Annotated in this window: 19 protein-coding genes; 11 read left to right on the forward strand and 8 right to left on the reverse strand. The window is 55.2% G+C overall.

Annotated features, from left to right (window positions below; translation table 11 throughout):
- Window positions 1–250 precede the first annotated feature (250 nt).
- The 3 genes from FD744_RS13125 to FD744_RS13135 all read left to right on the forward strand — a co-directional run bounded on the left by FD744_RS13125 (window position 251) and on the right by FD744_RS13135 (window position 3,489).
- Window positions 251–460, forward strand: coding sequence for a DUF1471 domain-containing protein (locus FD744_RS13125; RefSeq protein WP_034826853.1), 210 nt, complete (start codon window positions 251–253; stop codon window positions 458–460).
- A gap of 215 nt (window positions 461–675) precedes the next feature.
- Window positions 676–1,725, forward strand: coding sequence for a YncE family protein (locus tag FD744_RS13130; RefSeq protein WP_160868432.1), 1,050 nt, complete (start codon window positions 676–678; stop codon window positions 1,723–1,725).
- Between the two features lie 123 nt (window positions 1,726–1,848).
- Window positions 1,849–3,489 carry a dihydroxyacetone kinase subunit DhaK gene (locus tag FD744_RS13135; RefSeq protein ID WP_160868433.1) on the forward strand — a complete coding sequence of 547 codons (1,641 nt, stop codon included), beginning with the start codon at window positions 1,849–1,851 and terminating at the stop codon, window positions 3,487–3,489.
- Between the two features lie 103 nt (window positions 3,490–3,592).
- Here the strand turns inward: FD744_RS13135 and sbmA are convergent, their stop codons facing one another.
- The gene (sbmA, locus tag FD744_RS13140; protein WP_034826847.1) at window positions 3,593–4,828 is read right to left on the reverse strand and encodes a peptide antibiotic transporter SbmA; all 1,236 of its coding nucleotides are present in this window, start codon (window positions 4,826–4,828) and stop codon (window positions 3,593–3,595) included.
- Window positions 4,829–5,123: 295 nt separating this feature from the next.
- Between sbmA and FD744_RS13145 the strand changes: the two genes are divergently transcribed.
- From FD744_RS13145 to FD744_RS13165, 5 genes are all read left to right on the forward strand, one after another.
- A complete protein-coding gene (locus tag FD744_RS13145; RefSeq protein WP_058962216.1) occupies window positions 5,124–5,858 on the forward strand; it encodes a gluconate 2-dehydrogenase subunit 3 family protein in 735 nt (244 codons plus the stop codon).
- Between the two features lie 2 nt (window positions 5,859–5,860).
- On the forward strand, window positions 5,861–7,645 hold the full coding sequence (locus FD744_RS13150; protein ID WP_058962217.1) for a GMC family oxidoreductase: 1,785 nt from the start codon (window positions 5,861–5,863) through the stop codon (window positions 7,643–7,645).
- An 11-nt stretch (window positions 7,646–7,656) separates the two neighbouring features.
- A complete protein-coding gene (locus FD744_RS13155; RefSeq protein WP_160868434.1) occupies window positions 7,657–8,976 on the forward strand; it encodes a cytochrome c in 1,320 nt (439 codons plus the stop codon).
- A gap of 354 nt (window positions 8,977–9,330) precedes the next feature.
- Entirely contained in the window at window positions 9,331–10,398 is a 1,068-nt protein-coding gene (locus FD744_RS13160; protein ID WP_160868435.1) for an XRE family transcriptional regulator, read from the forward strand.
- Window positions 10,379–10,864: a PIN domain-containing protein gene (locus tag FD744_RS13165; protein WP_160868436.1), complete on the forward strand. Its 486-nt coding sequence runs from the start codon at window positions 10,379–10,381 to the stop codon at window positions 10,862–10,864. Before FD744_RS13160 ends, FD744_RS13165 begins: the two co-directional genes overlap by 20 nt.
- A 37-nt stretch (window positions 10,865–10,901) precedes the next feature.
- On the opposite strand, the gene FD744_RS13170 is transcribed toward FD744_RS13165, so the two are convergent.
- The 4 genes from FD744_RS13170 to FD744_RS13185 all read right to left on the reverse strand — a co-directional run bounded on the left by FD744_RS13170 (window position 10,902) and on the right by FD744_RS13185 (window position 16,994).
- Window positions 10,902–12,311: an MFS transporter gene (locus FD744_RS13170; protein WP_034826822.1), complete on the reverse strand. Its 1,410-nt coding sequence runs from the start codon at window positions 12,309–12,311 to the stop codon at window positions 10,902–10,904.
- Window positions 12,312–12,500: 189 nt separating this feature from the next.
- Window positions 12,501–14,021, reverse strand: coding sequence for a p-aminobenzoyl-glutamate transporter (gene abgT, locus FD744_RS13175; RefSeq protein WP_160868437.1), 1,521 nt, complete (start codon window positions 14,019–14,021; stop codon window positions 12,501–12,503).
- A gap of 223 nt (window positions 14,022–14,244) precedes the next feature.
- The gene (locus FD744_RS13180) at window positions 14,245–15,684 is read right to left on the reverse strand and encodes a M20 family metallopeptidase (protein WP_160868438.1); all 1,440 of its coding nucleotides are present in this window, start codon (window positions 15,682–15,684) and stop codon (window positions 14,245–14,247) included.
- Entirely contained in the window at window positions 15,681–16,994 is a 1,314-nt protein-coding gene (locus FD744_RS13185) for an amidohydrolase (RefSeq protein ID WP_160868439.1), read from the reverse strand. Before FD744_RS13185 ends, FD744_RS13180 begins: the two co-directional genes overlap by 4 nt.
- 114 nt (window positions 16,995–17,108) lie before the next feature.
- Between FD744_RS13185 and FD744_RS13190 the strand changes: the two genes are divergently transcribed.
- Together FD744_RS13190 and yjdN are read left to right on the forward strand one after the other, a co-directional pair.
- Window positions 17,109–18,011, forward strand: coding sequence for a LysR family transcriptional regulator (locus tag FD744_RS13190; RefSeq protein ID WP_160868440.1), 903 nt, complete (start codon window positions 17,109–17,111; stop codon window positions 18,009–18,011).
- Between the two features lie 108 nt (window positions 18,012–18,119).
- The gene (gene yjdN / locus FD744_RS13195) at window positions 18,120–18,551 is read left to right on the forward strand and encodes a VOC family metalloprotein YjdN (protein ID WP_160868441.1); all 432 of its coding nucleotides are present in this window, start codon (window positions 18,120–18,122) and stop codon (window positions 18,549–18,551) included.
- 83 nt (window positions 18,552–18,634) lie between these two features.
- Here the strand turns inward: yjdN and FD744_RS13200 are convergent, their stop codons facing one another.
- The 3 genes from FD744_RS13200 to FD744_RS13210 form a co-directional block, all read right to left on the reverse strand.
- Window positions 18,635–19,501, reverse strand: coding sequence for a nucleoside-specific channel-forming protein Tsx (locus FD744_RS13200; RefSeq protein ID WP_160868442.1), 867 nt, complete (start codon window positions 19,499–19,501; stop codon window positions 18,635–18,637).
- Window positions 19,502–19,944: 443 nt separating this feature from the next.
- Window positions 19,945–21,303 carry a HAMP domain-containing sensor histidine kinase gene (locus tag FD744_RS13205; RefSeq protein ID WP_097118982.1) on the reverse strand — a complete coding sequence of 453 codons (1,359 nt, stop codon included), beginning with the start codon at window positions 21,301–21,303 and terminating at the stop codon, window positions 19,945–19,947.
- Window positions 21,300–21,959: a response regulator gene (locus FD744_RS13210; protein WP_034826805.1), complete on the reverse strand. Its 660-nt coding sequence runs from the start codon at window positions 21,957–21,959 to the stop codon at window positions 21,300–21,302. The genes FD744_RS13205 and FD744_RS13210 overlap by 4 nt, the downstream gene beginning before the upstream one ends.
- A gap of 291 nt (window positions 21,960–22,250) precedes the next feature.
- Here FD744_RS13210 and FD744_RS13215 point away from each other — a divergent pair, with 291 nt between their 5' ends.
- A complete protein-coding gene (locus FD744_RS13215; protein ID WP_034826803.1) occupies window positions 22,251–22,619 on the forward strand; it encodes a helix-turn-helix domain-containing protein in 369 nt (122 codons plus the stop codon).
- Window positions 22,620–22,790: the final 171 nt, after the last annotated feature.

Raw genomic sequence — 22,790 nt, forward strand, 5'->3', positions numbered from 1 at the left:
CTGTAGGTCGCCATTGATGGCGACCTTTCTTTTTTCTGGCAAACCACGCAGACATAAATCCTGCACCACTCTAAAAACCCAGTTTTTTAACCCTTTGCACATAGGTTAATCCAAATGTGCTTTTTATATTCAAATTAATCGAATAACTACGGCAAATCTCTCTGCTTTTTTGTGATCGAATTCACGCCTATTATTTATCTCAACAAGGCGATGACGCCTTATCCGATAAAAAATCATTGAGGAATTGACCATGAAATCTATCAAAACTTTTGCTGCTGTTATCGCTCTCTCTGCTCTGCCATTCGCTAGCTTTGCGCAAAGCGTCACCGCATGTGCTTCAACGCTGGATGGTGCAGAAGCGCAAATCGCTGCTCAGGCGCACAAAGCTGGTGCTTCCTATAAAGTGACTGAAGCCAATTTCAACAACGGCGTGCACATGACTGCTGAGTTGATCAAATAAATCTGCATTAACGATCTGTGCTGACAGGGTGCCTTAGGGCGCCCTGGCGGCGTTGGTAACTGCATAAAATTCTGTTACTTTCCTACCTAAATGATTACTATTCTCAAAAACTAACATCCTTCGTCGGCTCGCCTCGGGCTGTCATTCTGAAATTGGTTGCATTGTCGGGCTTTCACTTCACTGCCATGAGGCGGTGGATTTGCTATGGAGAAGTTATGAAAGCGATTAAAACAACATGGGCGTTGCGTCCATTGCTGCTGGCAACGGCGCTGTTATCTTCCTCTGCGGTGCTGGCAGCGGAGTCTCAGCCGCTGAACCAGGTGATTTCCAAAGGGGCTTACGAACTGGCGTTCAGCAACAGCGATAACGCGCTGTTCCTCGCCACGGCGCAAAACGCCAGCACCAAAGGCGGCACCGTTTATCGTCTCGATCCGCAGGATCTGTCAGTGAAGCAGACCATCAACACCGATCTGCCGACCTTTGGCGCCGCCATCAACCAGAAAACCAACACGCTGTTCTTCGGCAATACCCGTGATGCGGCGCTGACCTCGGTCGATGCCAGCAGCGGTAAAGTGCTGAACTCGCTGGTGCTGGATGCACGTCAGCGCAGCGAAACTGTCCGTCCACTGCAGCCGCGTGAAGTGGTTGCGGATGCGGCCACCGACCGCGTGTATGTTACCGGCCTCGGTGAGCAGAGCGTGGTGTGGGTTGTGGATGGCAAAACCCTGAAGCTGGTTAGCACCGTACCAAACACCGGTAAAATGGGCACCGGCCTGGCCATCGATTCTGCGGCACAGAAGTTGTACGTAACCAACGCCGATGGCGAACTGGTGACCATCAATACGCGCCTGAACGCGATTGAAAAACGTCAGAAAATCGATGGCGACAAAGACCACTTCTTCCTGAATATCGCGCTGGATACCCAGGGCCATCGCATCTTCCTGAGCGACTCTAAACAGCCTCAGGTGCTGGTGCTGGATTCCCGCACTCAGCAGGTGATTCATAAGATTGATGTGCCAGAATCGCTGGCGGTGCTGTTCAATGCCGACCGCAACGAGCTGTATGTGACGCACCGTAAAGCCGGCGAGATCAGCATCATCGACGCCAGCTCTTATAAAGTGAAGCGCACGGTGAAAGCACCGGGCCTGCCAAACAGCCTGGCGCTGTCAGCAGACGGTAAAGCGCTGTTTGTTAGCATCAAGCAGCCAGGCACCCGTAAAGAGCCACCAAAAAACCCGGATAGCGTCCTGCGCATCGCGCTGTAAGCGGCAGTTATCTGAAACTCAAGGGCGGCGTGTGCCGCCCTTTGCATTTCCGCACTTTCCTTCCCCGCTCGCCCCGCGATATACGCTACCTTTTACCTCGACAACACCAATGGAGAGGAAGCAATGAGCCAGTTTTTTATGCATGAGAAAAACGATCTGGTGAACGAAGCCATCGAAGGGGTTTTGCTGAGCACGCCCTGGCATAACCTGAGCCGTCTCGATCTCGGAGATGAGATCCGCGTGGTGGTGCGCACAGATTGGGATAAGAGCAAAGTGGCGCTGATCTCCGGCGGCGGATCGGGCCATGAACCGGCGCACGCCGGTTTTGTCGGCAAAGGCATGCTCACGGCGGCGGTATGCGGCGATATCTTTGCCTCACCGAGCGTCGATGCGGTGCTCAATGCCATCATCAATGTCACGGGCGATGCAGGTTGTCTGCTGATTGTGAAGAACTACACCGGCGACCGGTTGAACTTCGGGCTGGCGGCGGAGAAAGCGAAAAATCTCGGCTACAACGTCGAGTTGGTGATGGTGCAGGACGATATTGCACTGCCCGAAAATCCTCAGCCGCGCGGCATCGCTGGAACCGTGCTGGTGCATAAGATCGCCGGTTTTGCCGCCGAGCAGGGGCAATCGCTGGATGAAGTCAAAGCGCTGGCGCAGCGTGCCATCGACGCCACCTCATCGATTGGGCTGGCGTTTGCTACCTGCCATATCCCGGGCGAAAAGCGTGATGAACGTGTCGAAGCGGGCCACAGCGAGCTGGGCATGGGCATCCACGGCGAACCGGGCGTGGTGACACTTGATACCCAAAACAGTCGAAAGATCAGCAGCATTATGACCGATAAGCTGGCGCAGTCGCTGCCAGACGGCAAACAGGCGCTGCTGTTGATCAATAATCTCGGCGGCTTCTCCCAGCTGGAGCTGGCGGTGTTGACGCGCGAAGTATTGCAATCGCCACTGGCGGCGCGGGTTACCCACCTTATCGGTCCGGCAACCCTGGTCAGCGCCCTGGATATGAAAGGCTTCTCGCTGTCATTGCTGGCGCTGGAAGAACCCTTCCTTGAGGCACTCAATGCGCCGGTGCAGGTGCTGGGCTGGGTACCGGTCTATGACTTCGCACCGATCAGTTTGCAGAGCGCGGAAAAAGTTGGCAGCGTGCTGGATTTCGATCCGTCCGACAACGCTGAAGTGGCAAAACATGTCGAGCGCGTGACGCAGACGTTGATCGATCTGGAAAGCGAACTCAATGCGCTGGATGCCAAAGTCGGCGACGGCGATACCGGCTCAACCTTTGCTGCGGGTGCGAAGAAGATTCAACGCGGCCTGCGTGACAAGCAGTTGCCGCTGGATGAGTTGCCGACCTTAATGGCGCTGATCGGTGAGCAACTGGCGACGGTGATGGGCGGTTCAAGCGGCGTACTGATGTCGATTCTGTTCACCAGCGCCGGGCAAAAACTGGAAGAGGGCAGCGCACTGCCGCAGGCATTAATGCATGGTCTGGAGCGCATGAAGCACTACGGTGGCGCGCAGCCGGGGCATCGTACGTTAGTGGATGCGCTGCAACCGGCGCTGGAGGCGTTAGTGGCGGGTGAGTCACTGGCCGCTGCGGCGAAAGCCGCTCAGCAAGGCGCGGATGCCACAGCAAAAATGCAGAGTGCCAAAGCGGGACGTTCGGCTTATCTGAACCAACAAAGTCTGGATGGAGTGAAAGATCCGGGTGCGTATGCGGTTGAGAAGGTGTTTACGTTGTTAGCAGACTGATGGCAGCTGATTGATGAGAAGGGTAGCGGCGCGATTTATCGCGCGCACCTGAAGCGATATAACCGCTGACAGATGCGCAATAAATAACGCCGCTACAACAACCTTACTCCGCCGACTCGCGCATCATCTCTTGATGCGGGATATCCGACAGAATCTGCTCGAAACTGCGCAGACGTTTGTAGATCGACATCAGTTCGACCAGTGTTGACCAGGAGGAGATCAGATACTGGAACGATGAGCGCACCTGGTCAAACACGTTAGTAATCTGGTTGAGCAAACCGAGTGTGATGGTCCCGGCAACAATCGACGGAAACAGCAGGAACAGCCCAAACACGTTATCGACCTGCAGATAGAGAATGCGGGTGATGTTGAAATAGAGATAGTGGAAATAGAGTCGGAAATAGTTAAAGCGCACGCGGCTAAACAGCTCATTCACCGTCGGCGGTGACGCGCGATCGGCGTTGTCTTCGCCATACACCAGCTCTTTACGATAGGCCGCTTCCACACGTTGATTGCGGAACTCCAGCCCTGGCAGCTTAATCCCGACGATTGCCAGCAGTCCGGTACCAAACACCGACCACAGCACCGCCGCAATCACCAACGCATACGGGATATTGCCCAACAGCGGGATATCTTTCACGTGATGTGACAGGGTGATCAACACCGGCAGGAACGCTACCAGCGTCATGATCGCCTGAATAAAACTCACGCCCCAATCTTCCAACGTGCTGGCAAATCGCATGGTGTCTTCCTGCACACGCTGAGCGGCACCTTCCACATGGCGCAGGCGCTGCCAGTTGTGCATGTAGTAATTGTTCATCGCGGTGCGCCAGCGGAACACCCAGTGGCTGATAAAGAATGAGTTCATCACGCCAATCACCACCGCAATCAATGCGATACCTAAAAAGGCAAGAACCTGCTGGTAAAATTCAGCAATCTGCACCGATCCGGCTTTGGTTAAGGCTTTTTGAATCAAGTCATAGAATGGACCATACCAGGCATTGACCGCTACGCCGACCTGCACACCAAACCAGGTGACAAAGATGATCAATGCTGCCCCCCACACTGACCAGCGCTGCCACGGATGGTTATCGATCACCTTCCATGCAAGGGCGAAAATCGCTGCGACGATCCAGTAATAGGCATAAAACCACAGTTGGCTCGCATGAATAAAGCGGCTGGCATTGGTTGGCAATGGCTGCTGCATTGCGGCCTGTAGCGCAGGCCAGCGTGCTGGAAAATCATTGAAAAAGCCAAACCAGGCAAAAATCGCAATCAAACTCCAAATCGCGGCCGAGCTGAAAAACAGCGCTGGCCGCGGAAAATAGGACTTAAACATAGGCACTCCGCTGTTGTGTGTACTCTTTTATACCGCGTCAGACAGTGCTTTGTCTGTTGTGGGTTGTATCTGACGATGACAGCATCGCTGCTGCGATGTAAAGCGACACCATGACTTGTTAAGTATTTTGTGCGCATTTGTTTCGAGAAACTAAATTAATAACAGTTGTGGTGTTACACTATGCGCACTGTTACCGGTAACAGTGACGCTGTATCCCTTAAGCCACAACTAAAAAAACAATACAACGCAACGAGTCAACTTTCATACCGCATTCATGTGGTAATGAGGCAATGTCATGTCAGAACAAAAAAATGGTCACAGTCGCAGGGATTTTCTGCTGAGAACCATCACCCTGGCGCCAGCCATGGCCGTTGGCGGTTCGGCAATGGGCGCGTTAGTGGTGCCGATGGCCGCAGGAGCAGCAGAGCAACCCGTCGCACCTCAACAAGCACGCGCTTATCAGCCAAGCTGGTTTACGGCGGAAGAGTTCGCCTTTATCACTGCGGCAGTGGCGCGCCTGATCCCCAATGATGAACGCGGGCCTGGCGCACTGGAAGCCGGTGTACCGGAGTTTATCGATCGTCAGATGAACACGCCGTATGCCACCGGCAGCAACTGGTATATGCAGGGGCCGTTCAATCCCGATCTGCCTAAAGAGCTGGGTTATCAGTCTCCGCTGGTGCCGCAGCAGATTTATCGTCTGGGTCTGGCCGATGCCGATGGCTGGAGCAAAAAGCAGCACGGCAAAGTGTTCGCTGAGCTAACCGGCGAACAGCAGGACGCACTGCTGACCACGTTTGAGAGCGGTGAGGCACAGTTCCCGCAGCTCAATAGCAAAACCTTCTTCTCCTTCCTGCTGCAGAACACCCGCGAGGGTTACTTCAGCGATCCGATCCACGGTGGAAATCAGGGCATGGTGGGCTGGAAGCTGATTGGCTTCCCTGGCGCACGTGCCGACTTTATGGATTGGGTGGAGCGCGGTGAACGTTATCCGTTCCCGTCAGTGGATATTCGCGGGGAGAGGGCGTAACCGTGGCAAATGAATTGAAAAAAGTAGACGCGGTGGTGGTGGGTTTCGGCTGGGCCGGAGCCATCATGGCGAAAGAGCTGACCGAAGCCGGTCTGACGGTGGTGGCGCTGGAGCGCGGTCCACATCGTGATACCTATCCTGATGGATCCTATCCGCAGTCGATTGATGAACTGACCTATAACATCCGTAAAAAGTTGTTCCAGGATCTGTCGAAAAGCACCGTGACCATCCGTCACGATGCCTCGCAAACTGCGGTGCCGTATCGTCAGCTGGCGGCGTTTTTGCCGGGCACCGGCACCGGCGGTGCAGGTCTGCACTGGTCAGGCGTGCATTTCCGTGTCGATCCGGTGGAGCTGAACCTGCGCAGCCACTACGAGCAGCGCTACGGCAAAAACTTCATCCCGGAAGGCATGACCATCCAGGATTTCGGCGTCAGCTATGATGAGCTGGAGCCGTTCTTTGATCAGGCTGAGAAAGTATTTGGTACATCCGGCAGCGCCTGGTCGATCAAAGGCCAGCTGCAAGGCAAAGAGAAAGGCGGGAACCCTTACGCGCCGGATCGTTCCAGTGCTTTCCCACTGCCTGCGCAGAAGCGTACTTACTCGGCACAGCTGTTTGCCCAGGCCGCTGAATCAGTGGGTTATCACCCGTATGATATGCCGTCTGCCAACACCTCTGGCCCGTACACCAACACCTACGGTGCGCAGATGGGGCCGTGCAACTTCTGCGGTTACTGCAGCGGTTATGCCTGCTACATGTACTCCAAAGCTTCGCCGAACGTGAATATTCTGCCCGCGCTGCGTCAGGAGCCGAAGTTCGAACTGCGTAACAACTCCTACGTGCTGCGCGTCAATCTGACCGATGACAAGAAGCGCGCCACCGGCGTGACCTATCTGGATGGTCAGGGGCGTGAAGTGGTGCAGCCAGCGGATCTGGTGATTCTGTCTGCGTTCCAGTTCCACAACGTGCATCTGATGCTGCTGTCAGGCATCGGCAAACCGTACAACCCGATCAGCAACGAAGGTGTGGTGGGCCGTAACTTCGCCTATCAGAACATCTCGACCCTGAAAGCGCTGTTCGACAAGAACACCACCACCAACCCGTTTATTGGTGCGGGCGGTGCGGGCGTGGCAGTGGATGACTTCAACGCAGACAACTTCGACCACGGCCCACATGGTTTTGTTGGCGGCTCCCCGTTCTGGGTGAACCAGGCGGGTACCAAACCGATCTCCGGTTTGCCGACGCCGAAAGGCACGCCAAACTGGGGCAGCCAGTGGAAAGCCGCTGTGGCTGATACCTATAACCATCATATTTCGATGGATGCGCACGGCGCGCACCAGTCGTATCGCGCCAACTATCTCGATCTTGATCCGAACTACAAAGATGTCTATGGCCAGCCGCTGCTGCGCATGACCTTTGACTGGCAGGACAACGACATCAAGATGGCGCAGTTTATGGTCGGCAAGATGCGCAAGATCACCGAAGCGATGAACCCGAAAATGATCATCGGCGGCGCCAAAGGACCAGGCTCTCACTTCGATACCACCGTGTACCAGACCACGCATATGAGCGGCGGTGCGATCATGGGTGAAGATCCGAAAACCAGTGCGGTGAACCGTTATCTGCAGAGCTGGGATGTGCCTAACGTGTTTGTGCCAGGTGCCTCTGCGTTCCCGCAGGGCCTCGGCTATAACCCAACCGGCATGGTGGCGGCGCTGAGCTATTGGTCAGCTAAAGCTATCCGCGAACAGTATCTGAAGAACCCCGGCCCCCTGGTTCAGGCATAAGGAACACGGCGATGATCAAAAGCATTTTGGCCCTGTTTCTGGGCACGATGACGTTCGCCGCAGTGGCGGACGAAGCAGGTTCGGACGCTCTGGTGAAGCGCGGTGAGTATCTGGCACGCGCGGGTGACTGCGTAGCCTGCCATAGCACCGAGGGCGGCAAGCCGTTTGCCGGTGGCTTACCGATGGCGACGCCAATTGGCACCATTTACTCCACTAACATCACCCCGGATAAAACCACCGGTATTGGTGACTACAGCTACGACGATTTCCAGAAAGCGGTGCGTCATGGCGTGGCGAAAAATGGCGAGACGCTCTATCCGGCGATGCCATATCCGTCCTACGCGGTAGTCAGCGATGAAGACATGCAGGCGCTGTATGCCTACTTTATGCATGGCGTACAGCCGGTGGCGCAGGCCAACAAAGACAGCAACATTCCCTGGCCGCTGTCGATGCGCTGGCCGCTCTCCATCTGGCGTGGCATCTTCGCGCCAGACGTGAAAGCGTTCCAGCCAGCCGCGCAGGAAGATCCGGCGCTAGCGCGTGGTCGCTATCTGGTGGAAGGTCTGGGTCACTGCGGTGCCTGCCATACACCGCGTAGCATCACCATGCAGGAAAAAGCGCTGACCAACGGCGAAGGCAATGATTACCTTTCAGGCAGTAGCGCACCGATTGATGGCTGGACCGCCAGCAATCTGCGCGGTGACAACCGTGATGGTTTAGGCCGCTGGAGCGAAGACGATCTGAAGCAGTTCCTGCGCTTTGGCCGCAACGATCACAACGCCGTATTTGGTGGCATGACCGATGTGGTGCAGCACAGCCTGCAGTATCTCAACGATGAAGATATCAGCGCGATTGCTAAATATCTGAAGTCGCTGGGTGCGAAGGATGCCAGCCAGACGGTGTTCACGCAGGATGATGCGGTCGCCAAAGCGTTGTGGAAGGGCGATGACAGCCAGCCAGGTGCTTCGGTGTATGTCGATAGCTGTGCGGCCTGTCATAAGACCGACGGCAGCGGTTATCAACGTTTCTACCCGGCACTGCGCGGCAATCCGGTCGTCATGGCGGAGGACCCGACCTCGCTGATACACATCGTATTGGTGGGCGGCACCTTGCCTGGCGTGCAGGGCGCTCCGTCAGCCATCACCATGCCGGCATTCGGTTGGCGTCTGAACGACAACCAGGTGGCAGATGTGGTGAACTTTATCCGTGGCAGCTGGGGTAATGGCGTGAAGTCGTCGGTGACGGCGAAGGATGTGGCGAAGCTGCGCAAGGATGAAGCGGTCGAGTCGAAGCAGGGCAGCGCGGACATTAAGGTGCTGGAAGGGCAGTAAGCCAACACTGCGTTTTAAAGCACGATAAATCGCGCCGCACCAGATCGTACTGATCTGGTCGCGGCGCAATTTATTGCGCAGTATTCAGATATTCTCCAAATCTAAACCTGAAAAACCGCCCCCAATCCCTGTAGGGTGCGCATTCATGCGTATCGTTTCACTGAATTTACTGACCCCATGAAGCATTTATGCATACCGTTGCAATCATTGTGTTCCACACCCCCTCAAATTTAAATCCCTACAAGCCTTGTCTCATTTTTCATCCCTCTTGTTGCAAGGCCATCGTTAAGCGCACATAATTCCGGTTTATGAAATTATAAAATTTATCTATTTTATAAACCAACGGAGGTCAGTGTGTTTGGAGAACGTTTATTGCGCGCGCGTTCCGCTGCGGGCTTATCCATGAAGCAGCTGGCTGAGAAAGCGGGCGTCAGCGCTAACATGATCAAGAAATACGAGCATAACGAAAGTATGCCGGGATCTGCCGTGCTGGTGAAAATGTCGCGTGCGCTAGGTGTGCGTAACGAATATTTCTTCCGCCCGACGACGGTTGCACTGAAAAATATTGAGTACCGTAAACGCCAAACGCTATCAGCCAAAATGTTGGCGCAGATCCATGCGGATGTGATTGATCAGGCAGAACGGTGGCTTGAACTTGCCAATCTGTGGCCTAATTTTCCCGTTGCCACTTTTGCTCAACCTGATCTTCCCGCTGAGTTTGTTGAAAACTATCCGCAGCTTGAAACGATTGCGGATGACGTCCGGCTACAGTGGGGGCTCGGTCAGCAACCCATCACGCATTTGATAGATGTGCTGGAAAGCCATGGAATTCTGGTGATCGTCACGGATGTCGATCATTCTGACAAGTTTGATGGCTGTCAGACGATGATTGACGCTATACCCGTCATCGTTATCTCCGCAAAATGGCCGGGCGATCGCCAGCGTTTTACCTTAGCGCATGAGCTTGGCCATTTGATTTTACATGGTCGTCTTGCATCTTCTCTGGATGAGGAGAAAGCGTGCAATCGCTTTGCGGGGGCTTTGCTTTTCCCAGCTAATGCTGTGTTTCAGCATTTTGGCCACCGCCGTGTTCGTATTGAGGAGCAAGAGCTCTATTTACAGAAAATGGATTATGGGTTGAGCATGATGGCCTGTGTGTATCGCGCTGCCGATCTGGCTGTGATAACAGAGGGAAAACGCAAAGATCTGATCATGATGTTCTCTGCGCGAAAATGGCGTAAACAGGAGCCTGGTGAGCAGGTTGCGCGTGAGAGCACTCTGCTTTTTCCACAGTTAATTTATCGCGCATTAGGCGAAGGGATCATCAGTGAAGGTAAAGCGGCTGAGCTGATGGGCGTCTCATTAATCGCCTTTCACCGCGAGCGGCAGTTGGGGTGGTCGGATGATCATTCTCATCAGTGATGCCAATATTTTAATTGATATGGAAGAGGGCGATTTGTTAGATGCGCTCTTCGAATTGCCCTACCAATTTACCGTGCCAGATTTACTCTATTTTGATGAGCTTGAAACCCACCATGCCGACTTGCTTGATAAAGGATTGGTGCTTGGCGAATTAAGCTCAATCACTATGACTTACGCCATAAAACTCATTGAGCGTGTGCGTGGGCCCAGCCGAAATGATTGTTTTGCGTTAGCCCTGGCTAAACAGGAAATCTGTCCGCTATTAACCGGTGACAGAGCGCTTAATCGAGTTGCCAGAGAAGAGGGTATAGACGTTCGTGGAACGCTTTGGGTTGTGGAAGAAATGATTGAACACCAGATCATTACAGTAGATGGCGCACGCCGGGCTTATTGTCAGATGCGAGACAGTGGCAGGCGCTTGCCATGGGATATTGCCTTCGCGCAGTTAGACAAATTCGCGAAATAGTGGGCGGCTTATTTTCCGCCCACGACCGATAGATGACTCAAATATTCTCCAAATCCAGCCCGCGCGTTTTCGGACCGTAAATCCCCACTGAGAGCATCACCATCAGCATGCTCAGGACGATAAAGGCGATCACGCCCTGACTGCCGGCGTACTGCAAAATAATGCCGATCAAAATGCTGCTGAACACCGTGGACAGGCGGCTAAAGGAGTAGCAGAAGCCGACCGCACGCGCGCGAATATGCGTCGGGAAAATCTCGGTCTGATAGGCGTGGTAGCTAAAGGTCAGCCACGCGTTGCTGTAGGTGATCAGGAAGCCACAGATGATCATCAGCACCGGATTGGTTGCCAGTGCGAACAGCGTGCCGAACACCACGGTCATCAGGGAGGAGAAAACGATCTGCCATTTGTTCTCGAGCTTATCGGCGTAGCGGCTGCAAATCAGTGAACCCAGCGGATAAGCCAGGGTGATAAAGAACGCATACAGCAGGCTGTGGGTCACCGTTGCGCCTTTGCCGGACAGCAGCGCGGGCAGCCAGTTACCAAAGCCGAAGAAGCCAATCGCCTGGAAGAAGTTCATCACTACCAGCATCAGCGTACGCTTGCGGTAAGCCGGGGACCAAATCTCGCTAAAGCGACCTTTTTTTGGCAACGCTGCTGCGGCATCGCTGTCAGAGAAATCTTCGCCCGGCGCAATCCCGCAGCGTTTTTCCATCTCACTCAGCACCTTATGCGCTTCCTGATGACGGCCCTGCTGCGCCAGCCAGCGCGCTGATTCCGGCAGGTTTTTACGAATCAGCCAGATCACCAGCGAGCAAACCGCACCGGCGATCACCACCCAGCGCCAGCCTTCAAGGCTGAGAATAGTTTGCGGTACCAGCCACCATGACATCAGCGCCACCGCGGGTACCGACAGGAACTGGATAAAGAAAGAGTAGGCAAAAGCGCGGCTGCGCAGATGAGCAGGCACCCATTCGGACAGATAGGTATCAATGGTCACCAGCTCAACACCGAGGCCGATACCGACCAGGAAGCGGAACAGGATGATCATTTCAGCGCTCTGCTGGAAGGCCATCAACAGTGAGAACACGCCGTACCACGCCAGTGCGCACATAAACGTCAGACGACGACCAAAGCGATCGGCATAGGGAGCCAGCAGGCTGGCGCCGACGAACAGGCCGAGGAAAGTCGCCGAGGCGAAGGCGGCCTGGTCAGCAATGCCGAACACCCCTTCCGAGCCGGTATGAAACACGCCAGCAGCCAGTAGACCAGAACTGATATAGCCGGTTTCAAAGAGATCGTAGAGCTCAAAAAAACCGCCTAGCGCCAGTAGCGTAATAAAACGCCATAAGCCTGCGGATGAGGGCAGTGCATCGATGCGCCCGGCTAAGGTGCGGCGATCCGCTGCGATGTGATCGTTCGCCATCCCTGTCGAAGTGATTGTTGTCATTATTGGGTAAACCTCGGTGTTTGCAGAACTCGCACGGTTGTAATTGGTTTTAAAAATAATTAACCGTTAGCAAGCGAAGGAATAGCAGGATAATCAATTCATCGCGGGTTGCCGAGAGGGGCAACGGTGACATTTTCGCAATCTACGTTGCAGTTCACAGAAGTGTGATCGCCGTCCATGGCGATGCGATTAGTGCAGGCTGGGGTAAACGCCTGGTCCAATCGGTAAACCCAGTGCGTACCATGCCAGCAGCAGGATGATCCAGCTGATAAAGAACACCACCGGATACGGGAAGATCAGCACATAATAGGTGCCAAGTTGCGCATCTTTTTGGTATCGCTGCAGGAATCCGAGGAACAGCGGCAGGAACGGTGACATCGGCGCGAGGGGCAATACGGCAGAATCCGCGATACGGAAAATCATCTGCGCAAAGGCCGGATGGAAGCCGAGCAGCATAAACATCGGCACGAACACTGGCGCCAGAATCGACCAGATGGCTGAGCCGCTGGCAATAAACATGCACAAGAATGCCGACAAGAACATCAAACCGAGGAACGCGGGCGCGCCACTGATGCCGGCACTTTCCAGCATATCGGTCAGACCGATTGCCATGAATTTGCCCATATTGCTCCAGTTAAAGAAGGCGACAAACTGCGACAGCGGGAACACCATCACAATAAAGCCCGCCATGCTCTTCATTGGATCCACCAGCAGCTGCGGGATGTCATCGGCCCGACGGATTTGCTTTGTCACGGCGCCGTAAGCAATCGCCACCACAAAGAAGAACAGGATGATGATCGGCACAATGCCCTGAATAAACGGCGAAGGAATGATGCCGCCGGTTTTCGGGTTACGCAGGGGGGCATGTTCTGGCACCACCAGCAGGCCCATCAGGGCGATAAACACCAGCGCGGCAATGCCCGCAGCCCGCAGGCCCCGGTTCTCCAGCGCGGTCAGCGGCGGCAGGCGATCGTTGTTGCCGCCGTTCCACGCAGGAAGACGCGGCTCGACAAACTTATCAGTAAGGATGGCACCGGCAATCGTCAGCACAATCACCGAGCTGGCCATAAAGAACCAGTTATCGATCACACTCACGTGCACGGTATCGCTCACCGCTTTCGCCGCTTCGGTACTGATGCCGGAGAGCAGCACGTCGGTGGTAACGATCAGCAGGTTGGCGGTAAAGCCGGAAGCGACACCCGCGATAGCCGCCAGTAAACCCGCCACCGGATGACGACCCACGGCGAGGAAGATCAGCGCGCCCAGCGGTGGCATCACCACCAGCGCGGCATCCGATGAGATATGGCTGAAGAAGGCGATAAACAGCACCATATAGCTGGCGTAGCGGCGGCTCACGCGTGAGGCCATCTTCACCATCAGCGATTGCAGCAGGCCGACTTTCTCTGCTAAACCCGCACCAATCACCAGCGCCAGAATTGACCCCAGTGGCGTGAAGCCGCTGAAGTTTTTGATGATGTTAGGCAGAATCCATTGAATCCCGGCCACGCTCAGCAGGTTGTTGACCCGCACCAGTTCGCCATTGGTGGGATTTTTCACTGCCAGATCGAAGTAGCTGATAATCGCGGTGGCGACCATCAATACCACGATCAAATAGACAAACAGTAAGAACGGGTTGGGCACTTTGTTGCCGACCCGCTCAATCCAGCTAAACAGCTTCCCTGGGCTGCGGTTCTCCGTGGTCACTTCCATCGGTTATTCCTCGTCATGTCTGTTGTATTTGCGCCCGTCATACTTCAAGCCGCAGATGCGTTGTCTGCGTGCGGGCACCCCCGTCACTGACTGATGTCAGCTCCTGGAGCTGCCCGCACTTGCCGCCTTACTGCGACTCGAATTATTTGGGGCTTTAGTTTTTATTTTTGGGTTACTGCATCCGGGTTTGCGCCGGATTGAATCTTTTATGCCGCTAAGGCTTTTATAATTTTGATGGCGTCACATCTGCCGGAATCGGGCAGCTGTAGGGCTGTTCGCGGCGCACGCGCTGGAACTCTTCGCGGCAGCGCGCCAGTGCTTCTTCATCCTGCAACAAGGTCAGCGCGGTGGCGGCCATCACTTTGGCGGCCAGACACATGCCTTTGTGGCCCAGCGAAGTGCGGCCCTGCGCCACCAGTTGCCAGGTGTGCAGCGGAGTACCAAAGGCGAAGCAAGGCGCAAAGCACTGCGCGGTTGGCGTCACCCAACTCACATCGCCGACATCGGTTGAGCCATACAGCAGCTCGCGCGTTATGGCATACGGTGCCACTTCATTCATCAAAATCTTGTCGCCCAGCGCCTCGGTCCATGCCACGCCTGCCTCGCCGCCGGTGCGCGCTGCGTTCAAACGCGCATTGCGCAGATCGTCCTTCGTTAGCGTGGCACGAATCTCGGCGGCGAACTGCTGCTCCTCCGCGCTGTACTCGGGCAAGCCAAACTGATGCAAGTTGCGCTCCATCACCGCTTCCAGCGCGCGATTCGGCACATAGTTGGAGCAGGCTTTATCGAAGCGCACCGTCATGGTGGTGTCGGTCATCAGGGCCGCGCCCTTGGCGATATTGATCACCCGCTGATAAATATCCTGTGCCTGATCGAGTTCTGGCGCGCGGATCAGATACAGCACTTCGGCATCGGCTTGCACCACATTGGGGGAAACACCGCCGGTGTTGGTCACGGCGTAGTGCACACGCGCTTCCTGCACGATGTGCTCGCGCAGGAAGTTGGCACCGGTGTTCATCAGGGTGACGGCATCCAGCGCGCTGCGTCCCAGATGCGGCGAGTTAGCGGCGTGCGCGGCCACGCCTTTGAAGTGAAATGCGGCCTGGATATTGGCCAGCGTGCTGAGGTTGAACATGCCGCTGAAGCCTTCAGGATGCCAGGTGACAGCGGCATCCACGTCATCAAACAGCCCTTCGCGCACCATAAAGGTTTTGCCAGAACCGCCTTCCTCGCCTGGGCAACCGTAAAAGCGTAGCGTGCCGCGCTGGCCGTTTTCTGCCCACCATGCCTTGATGGCAAAGGCCGCGGCCAGTCCGGCGGTGCCCAGCAGGTTGTGGCCGCAGCCGTGCCCGTTGCCGTTTTCCACCAGTGGTTGTGGTGTGGCGCAGCCTGATTGCTGGCTCAAACCGGCCAGCGCATCAAACTCACCGAGGATAGCAATCACCGGTTTTCCACTGCCGATGCTGGCGATAAAGGCGGTGTCGATATTGCCGACGCCACGCTCGACGGCAAAGCCTTCCTGCTCCAGCGCATCGGCCAGAATGGCGGCGGATTGCGTCTCTTCAAAGCGGGTTTCCGGTACATCCCAGATGGCATCGCTAAGGGCGGTGAAGCGCGGCTGGTTTTCGTTGATGTAACGATCGATAAAATCGTGATGGCTCATCGCTGACCTCCAAACTGTGCCTGATTCAGCGCCAGCGTCGCAAGGGTTTGCACCGCCGTAGCCATGATCGATTCGTCAAAATCGAACTTCGCGTTGTGGTGGCCTGCCGCCAGATCGCAGCCGAAGATCACATAAGATGACTGACCGCCACGCTGCTGCACGCGCTCCAGCATGTATGTGGCATCTTCCGAACCCGCCGCCTGCTTTTTGGTATCCACTACCGAGGTGAAAATCCCCATGGCATCGGCCTGCTGGTGGATAAAATCGACCCACGGCTGGCTTGGGGTACAGCTGCGTGCGCCACCCATTAGTTTGATGTCGTACTCAACGCCATACATCGCCGCTGCGCCGGAAATCACGCGCAGGGCTTGCTGATAGATGTCATCGTTAACCTGATTGCTGACGCCACGGGTTTCCACTTTCATCAGGGCATAATCGGGTACCACGTTGCGTCCGGAGCCTGCCTGCAGCACACCTACGTTGACGCGTGCGACACCGCCGCTGTGTTGTGGCAGGTTGTGCAGCGCCAGTGTAGCTTGCGCGGCGGCCAGCAAGGCGTTACGCCCCTCTTCTGGTTTACCGCCCGCATGCGCGCCGACGCCAGTGAAATTGACGTCCAGTTTGGTGGTGGCCAGGAAGCTGTCGCTGCCGCAAACGATTTCGCCAGCAGGTACGCCTGTGCCGAGATGGATAGCGGTAAACAGATCCACATCATCCACCACGCCTGCGGCCACCATCGCTTTAGCGCCACGCACGCCCTCTTCGGCAGGCTGGAAGATGATCTTAATGGTGCCGCTGAGCTGATCTTTCATCTCCATCAACACGCCCGCCAGCGCCAGGCCGATAGTAGTATGGCCGTCGTGGCCGCAGGCGTGCATCATGCCGGAGTTGCAGGAGGCAAATCCTTCACGGGTAGGGATGTGGTCGGCATCACGGCTTTCGTTCTGGTCCAGCGCATCCATATCGACACGGAAGCCCATCACCGGGCCGGGACGACCGGTCTCCAGCGTGGCGACTACGCCGCAGAAGCCGCCTGAGAAATGCGAGATCCACTGTGGCAGTGCGCCTTGCTCCAGTGCACGGGCTTCCTGTTGTGCCAGTACCTCGTCAGAAGGTAAGCCCATGCGCGCATCGGCATCGATCACGTCGCGGCCGAGCTTGAGCTGATAACCAAGACGATGCAGCTCTTCGGCCACTATCGTTGCAGTACGGAACTCCAGCCAGCCCGATTCGGCAAAATGGTGCAGGTCGCGACGCCAGCTTTGCATCTGCGGAATCCGCGCGTTGACGAGGTCGGAGAGGGTTTTCATCGGCATATCCTTTGTGTTGGTTTTTTATGCATTATCCCGAATCTACACAATGGTATTGGTGCGCATAAGATGCGAATATCTTGTCACTGATAAACAACGGTTATCACAAAAATCATGCCTGCCAACCTCAAATTTCATCAACTGCGCGCCTTTGTCGATGTGGCCCGCCAGGGAAGTATTCGCGCTGCCAGCCGCTTATCGGGACTTTCACAGCCTGCGCTGACCAAAGCGATTCAGGAACTGGAGCTGGCGCTTGGCGCACGTTTGTTCGAACGTCGTCAGCAAGGCGTCACGCTAACGGATATCGGTGATAACTTTTTTCGTCATGCCAGTCTGGTGCTGGAAGAATTGCGCGTGGCGCAGGAGGATATTCAGCAGCGATTGGGATTGGCAGGGGGGCGGGTGAATATCGGCGTGGGCGGCAGTATTGCGCGCACTATCATGCCGCAGGTGATCACCCACTTTCATCGTGAATACCCGCTGGTGAAGGTGCGTATCGTTGAGGGGCAACTGGTGTCGATGGTGCATGAACTGCGTCAGGGCGCGCTGGATTTCACCATTAATACCTACGATCAACATCATCTGGATCAGGAGCTGATTTTTGAGCGGCTAATGGAGCGTGACTATCAGGTGGTGATGCGTAAAGGCCACCCGATGGCGCATGCCCGCTCACTGAATGAGTTGCAGCACTGCGACTGGACCATGCCGACCCCGCAGGGCAGTTATTACCGCTTGCTGCACGATCTGTTTGGCGAGCGCGGTATGGCACCGAAGATCGTGGTGACCTGCGAAACCTTTATGGCCTGCACCAGCCTGGTCGCCAAAAGTGATTTTGTCAGCATCATCTCGCGCGATGTGATCGAAGATCCTACGCACGGTGGGCAGCTCATTGCCCTCGATCTTGACGATCCGTTACCGAAAGCCACCTTCTATTTGATCCAGCGGAAAGACACGGCACTGACCCCAATGAGCGCGTATATGGCTCAGCTGTTCCGCCGCTATTGTCAACAAAGGTAAGGGTGTGTCCTGGATTGTCAGCAAAGTTAAGAGTGCGGTTTGGCTCGCAGCTTTTTAAAAATTGCGCATTACACTTGCTCCGTACGTTTACGTTAAGGAAAACCGACCATGCAAATTACACCTTATTTGTTTTACAACGGCCGCTGTGAAGAGGCGATCGCCTTTTATCTTGCGGCCACTGACGGCGAACTACTGTTTAAAATGACCTTCGGTGACATGCCGGATGAAACCCCTGTTGAGGATGAGGGCTGCCCCTCTGGCGTGACCTTCTCGCCAGAACAAATCATGCATGCCCAGCTGCGCATCGGTCAGGGTGAATTGATGATGAGCGATGGCGCACAGCAGGCAAACTACGCCGGCTTTTCCGTATGTTTATCGACACTCGATGAAGCGCAAGGAAAACGTTGGTTTGATGCTTTATCCGCAGGCGGAGAGGTGACGAAAGCGTGGGAGCCGACATTCTGGGCGCACGGTTTCGGCATGTTCACCGATAAGTTTGGCGTGCCCTGGATAGTGAGTGCGGACATGCCGCAGAGTTAAACCGGAACAGTTTGTGACCAGGTACGCATTTATGCGTACCTTACAAGGGTCGCCAGTGATGGCGACCCTTGTATTCATACGAATTAGAAGTTGTAACCCACGACCAGATAGTAACCCCAGCCCGTCGATTTCACTTCAAACGGACCGTTGCCGAAGTTCAGCTCCTGCCCATCGGCCCACTGTCCGCCATTGTGGAAATAGCGTGCCACGGTAGAAACGTGCCAGTGATCGTAGTTCAGCGACAGAATGTGGCTGGACGCGATCGAGTTGCTGGTGCGTGACGGGCCAGTCTCATCGCGCAGGTCTGAACCCCAATCGAAGTTGGTGAAGCCGATGTAGCTCAGCTTGCCGCCCCACAGATCGGTAATCGGCACAAAGTATTTCACTTTGAAGCGATAACCATCCCAGCTGTTTTCGTTCGCTGCGCCGTAGTTCTGCCACTGGTATTTGGCATACACGTTCAATGACAGGCCGATATCGCTGTGCGTATCGATGTCGGTACCCAGACCCATGTACCAGGTGTTCTGACGCTGTGAAGCGTTACGACCCATGTCATAGATGTAGTTGTTGGCGAAGTACCACTCTTTAAACGGACCAAATGCCAGGCTGGTGCCGGTCAGTTTATCGATAGAGAAACGCGGTTCAATTTCCATGAACAGCGGCGAACCGTGGTCGAAAATGCCGTTAGCGTTGCTATTGCCCACGCCGAAGAAGTTGGTCAAATCCGCATAGCCGTAGAAATCGAACCAGTCTTTTTTAGCAAAGGCTTCGTATTCGAGATACACGTCATTGTTGAACTGCGGTCCGAAGCGGGTGTGATAGCTGCCCACCACGTTAACGCTCTGGTGCCACCAGTCTGAAAGATACTGCGGATCGCTGTCTGCCGCTTGTGCCGCGCCGGTCCAGCTGCTGGCCAGTAAGGCCCCTGCTATCAATGCTTTAAATTTCATTATTGTATTAACCACTTGCTAGTGATCGCCGCGAATGCGCCGCGATCGGGTGAAATCGATCCCAGGGGATGGGCAGTGTGTTGTTTTAACCGGTCTAAATCGCCGAATTTTCAAGTGTGCGTAATGTGCCTGTAACAGAGCGATAGGAAATAGATTTTGATCACGTTTGTCAAAATGTGTTGCATTTTGATTCACTGAATATGTGATAATGATCACATAAATGCCGTGTGGCGAATGGAACCCCGCAACCGTTTACGTTGTCGCGTTCAGTCACAAAGATCTCAGATGCGGAAAAACGTGTAGCGGCACGATTGAACGTGCGCCTTTGGAATTTGGTGGCGGAAAATACGTGGTTCATCGTGTAGGGCGATTTAGATGGGGAAAAGACGCAATACGTTATGCCGCTACCGTGCGTGCTATTCAACACGGTAGCGACACGTCGGTTATGGCAAGGTAACACGCACCTGCAGGCCGGAGATTTGTCCCTGGGCGTTATGGCAGTTCGACAGCGCGACTTGCATCTGATGCTTCTGCGCTACGCTGCGCACAATCGACAGACCCAAACCGCTGCCTTGCGCCTGTACATCTGGCGAACGGGTGAAGCGATCAAAGGCGCGTTCGATAAAGGACTCCGGCATGCCCGGCCCGTTATCGACGATATCCACCACGGTGTGATTGCCCACGCGATGCAGCAGCACATCTACCAGGCTGCCTTCCGGCGTGTGCAGCATCGCGTTGCCGATGAGGTTATCAAACAGGCTGCGCAAATCGGAACGGCTGGCGTGCAGGCGATAGTGCGTGGTGCCATTAAAACCGATATCAATACCGCGCTTATCGGCGACCACCATCAACTGCTCGATGCTCTCTTTCAGCAAATCATCGAGCTGGATGGTTTCCACCGTTGCCACCACCGACTGATCTTCCTGGCGCGAGATATTCAGCAACTGCGTCACCAGATGGCGCGTCCGCGTGACACCTGCTTCCAGCTGATCAAACTGGCGACTGGCTTCACCGGGCTGAATATGCTGGCGCAGATTCTCCAGCTGCAAGGTGACGGCGGTAACCGGCGTGCGCAGTTCATGTGCCGCATCTTCAAGGAACTGTCGCTGCGATGACCAGGCTGCCCGTAGCTTATCGAGCAGAGAGTTATAAGCAGCCACCAGCGGTAGCACTTCATCCGGTAAGCCATCCGGCGATACCGAGTGCGGATGCAATGTTTCTTGTGCGGCAATCTGTCGCGAGGCAACGCGCAAATCTCGCGTGATGGCACGTACTACCAGCCAGATCACCAGCAGTGACAGCGGCATCATCAGCATTAAAGGAATGATGGCGGACAGCACCCGCTTCACCATCAAACTTTTCATGTAGCCGATGTTGTGTAAAACCTGAATATTACCGATTTCACTGCCCAGTTCGCCGGGACGGGTATACACACGCCAGTCACAGTCATCGCCACAGTCGCCGACTTTTAAATCGGACCAGCCTTTTTTCGCCTGCAGCGGCGCCTGTAAAGCAGGCCATGAGCTGGCACGCAGATGATTGTTGGTGTCCCACAGCTGAACGATGTAGGTGCTCTTCAGCTTCTCTTGCTGCATCACCATAGGCATCAGCGCGGGCATGCGCTGGCTGGAGGACCAGGCATCAGCAATCTTGGCGAGCTGATCGTCCTTCATGGTGCCCATCATGTCGCCATAACAATGGTAGAAATACCAGGTGACGCCGCCGATCATCGCCAGGTGCAGCAGCACCAGCGTGGCGAGCAGTTTGTTACGCAGGGAGCGCATAAAAGTGAAAGGTTTCATATTGCCGGTACTCGCCAGCCCAAACCGCGCACGTTGCGAATCACTTCGTTATCGAGCTTGCGGCGCATGCCGTGGATCAGCACATCAACGGCGTTGCTGGTGACTTCTTCACCCCAGCCGTAAATGCGGTTCTCTAATTGTTCGCGTGACAGGATGGCACCAGGGCGCTCCAGCAGAGCGTAGAGCAGGGCATATTCGCGGGCGGTTAGCTGTTCGCGTTGGCCTTTGTACAGCACTTCGCGCGTCATCATATCCAGCTGCACATCGCCACTGCCTAACAGGGAATCCGCCGCTCCGTGACGACGTCGGGTGATTGCACGCATGCGCGCCAGTACCTCTTGCAGATCAAAGGGTTTAAGCAAATAGTCATCGGCGCCGCTGTCGAGTCCCTGAATGCGTTGTTGCACCGTGTCACGCGCAGTCAGCACCAGCACGGGCGTCATATCGCCACGCGTACGCGCACGCTTCAATACGTGAATACCGTCTTCCCGCGGTAAACCGAGATCGAGCAGTACGCAGGTATAACCGCCTTCGGCCCAGGCGTTGGTGGCAAATACGCCATCGCGCACCCAGTCCACCGACCAGCCCGCCGCTTCCAGCGCCTGCTGCAAGTTAGCGCCAATCATTTCATCATCTTCTACCAGCAGCACACGCATAGAGTTCTCCCAAACTGATGGACGCAGTGTAGCGCCAGATAATTAGGCCAGAATTACCCTCCGTCATACTTCCTGCTGCAGAGGCGTGAGCTGCGAGCGTTCACCCCCGTCACTGACTTATGTAAGCCTCTGAGGATTCACGCTCTTGCTGCCTTTCTGCCGCTGAACTTATTTAGGCGGAGCACCCACTTTCCCCCTTGCTAATTCTGCGCTAATTTTCTGCTAATTAAGGGATAAATTTAACGCGCTACAGTGACTGCACTGGACATATTGTCGAAGCAGGAGGTTCCCATGAATCAGCGCGAATTTATCCGTAGTTTGCTGGACTGGATTGAAGACAACTTAGGGCACGATTTGCATCTGGATGAAGTAGCACGCCGCTCGGGATACTCCCGCTGGCATCTGCAACGTCTGTTCCGTCAGCACACTGGTTTTTCTCTGGCAGAGTACATCCGTCAGCGCCGGTTGACTGAGTCCGCGCTCACGCTGATCAACAGCGATGAAGCGATTCTGCAGGTGGCGATGAGCTACGGGTTTGATACGCAGCAGGCGTATACCCGCACCTTTAAGAACTACTTCAGCGTCACGCCGGGTCAATTGCGTCGTCAGCGCCGCGTTGAACAGGAACGTTTGTTGTTCCCGCTGGCGGTGGCCAGTTGATTGATGACGCTGATAGTGATCTGCAAAGTAGACGTAGCGGCGCAATTTATTGCGCAGTAAATCGCGAAGGGATTGCGCGATAAATTACGCCGCTCCACCCCGTTCGCTGATTAAATTCGGTGCTTATTGCGGCTTTTACTTTTAAGCTGCTGTTCTCCGTTTGTTACCCAC

It is taken from the genome of Pantoea sp. Taur (assembly GCF_009830025.1).
Classification (GTDB): domain Bacteria; phylum Pseudomonadota; class Gammaproteobacteria; order Enterobacterales; family Enterobacteriaceae; genus Pantoea; species Pantoea communis.

What these genes read in the sequence shown, in the direction of transcription:
- FD744_RS13165 (WP_160868436.1), top strand. Translation starts at nt 10,379, where the DNA reads ATGATCATTCTCATCAGTGATGCCAATATTTTAATTGATATGGAAGAG.
- FD744_RS13210 (WP_034826805.1), bottom strand. Translation starts at nt 21,959, where the DNA reads ATGCGTGTGCTGCTGGTAGAAGATGATGAAATGATTGGCGCTAACTTG.
- FD744_RS13155 (WP_160868434.1), top strand. Translation starts at nt 7,657, where the DNA reads ATGATCAAAAGCATTTTGGCCCTGTTTCTGGGCACGATGACGTTCGCC.
- yjdN (WP_160868441.1), top strand. Translation starts at nt 18,120, where the DNA reads ATGCAAATTACACCTTATTTGTTTTACAACGGCCGCTGTGAAGAGGCG.
- FD744_RS13135 (WP_160868433.1), top strand. Translation starts at nt 1,849, where the DNA reads ATGAGCCAGTTTTTTATGCATGAGAAAAACGATCTGGTGAACGAAGCC.
- abgT (WP_160868437.1), bottom strand. Translation starts at nt 14,021, where the DNA reads ATGGAAGTGACCACGGAGAACCGCAGCCCAGGGAAGCTGTTTAGCTGG.
- FD744_RS13170 (WP_034826822.1), bottom strand. Translation starts at nt 12,311, where the DNA reads ATGACAACAATCACTTCGACAGGGATGGCGAACGATCACATCGCAGCG.
- FD744_RS13205 (WP_097118982.1), bottom strand. Translation starts at nt 21,303, where the DNA reads ATGAAACCTTTCACTTTTATGCGCTCCCTGCGTAACAAACTGCTCGCC.
- FD744_RS13145 (WP_058962216.1), top strand. Translation starts at nt 5,124, where the DNA reads ATGTCAGAACAAAAAAATGGTCACAGTCGCAGGGATTTTCTGCTGAGA.
- FD744_RS13185 (WP_160868439.1), bottom strand. Translation starts at nt 16,994, where the DNA reads ATGAAAACCCTCTCCGACCTCGTCAACGCGCGGATTCCGCAGATGCAA.
- FD744_RS13200 (WP_160868442.1), bottom strand. Translation starts at nt 19,501, where the DNA reads ATGAAATTTAAAGCATTGATAGCAGGGGCCTTACTGGCCAGCAGCTGG.
- FD744_RS13180 (WP_160868438.1), bottom strand. Translation starts at nt 15,684, where the DNA reads ATGAGCCATCACGATTTTATCGATCGTTACATCAACGAAAACCAGCCG.
- FD744_RS13215 (WP_034826803.1), top strand. Translation starts at nt 22,251, where the DNA reads ATGAATCAGCGCGAATTTATCCGTAGTTTGCTGGACTGGATTGAAGAC.
- FD744_RS13190 (WP_160868440.1), top strand. Translation starts at nt 17,109, where the DNA reads ATGCCTGCCAACCTCAAATTTCATCAACTGCGCGCCTTTGTCGATGTG.
- sbmA (WP_034826847.1), bottom strand. Translation starts at nt 4,828, where the DNA reads ATGTTTAAGTCCTATTTTCCGCGGCCAGCGCTGTTTTTCAGCTCGGCC.
- FD744_RS13125 (WP_034826853.1), top strand. Translation starts at nt 251, where the DNA reads ATGAAATCTATCAAAACTTTTGCTGCTGTTATCGCTCTCTCTGCTCTG.
- FD744_RS13130 (WP_160868432.1), top strand. Translation starts at nt 676, where the DNA reads ATGAAAGCGATTAAAACAACATGGGCGTTGCGTCCATTGCTGCTGGCA.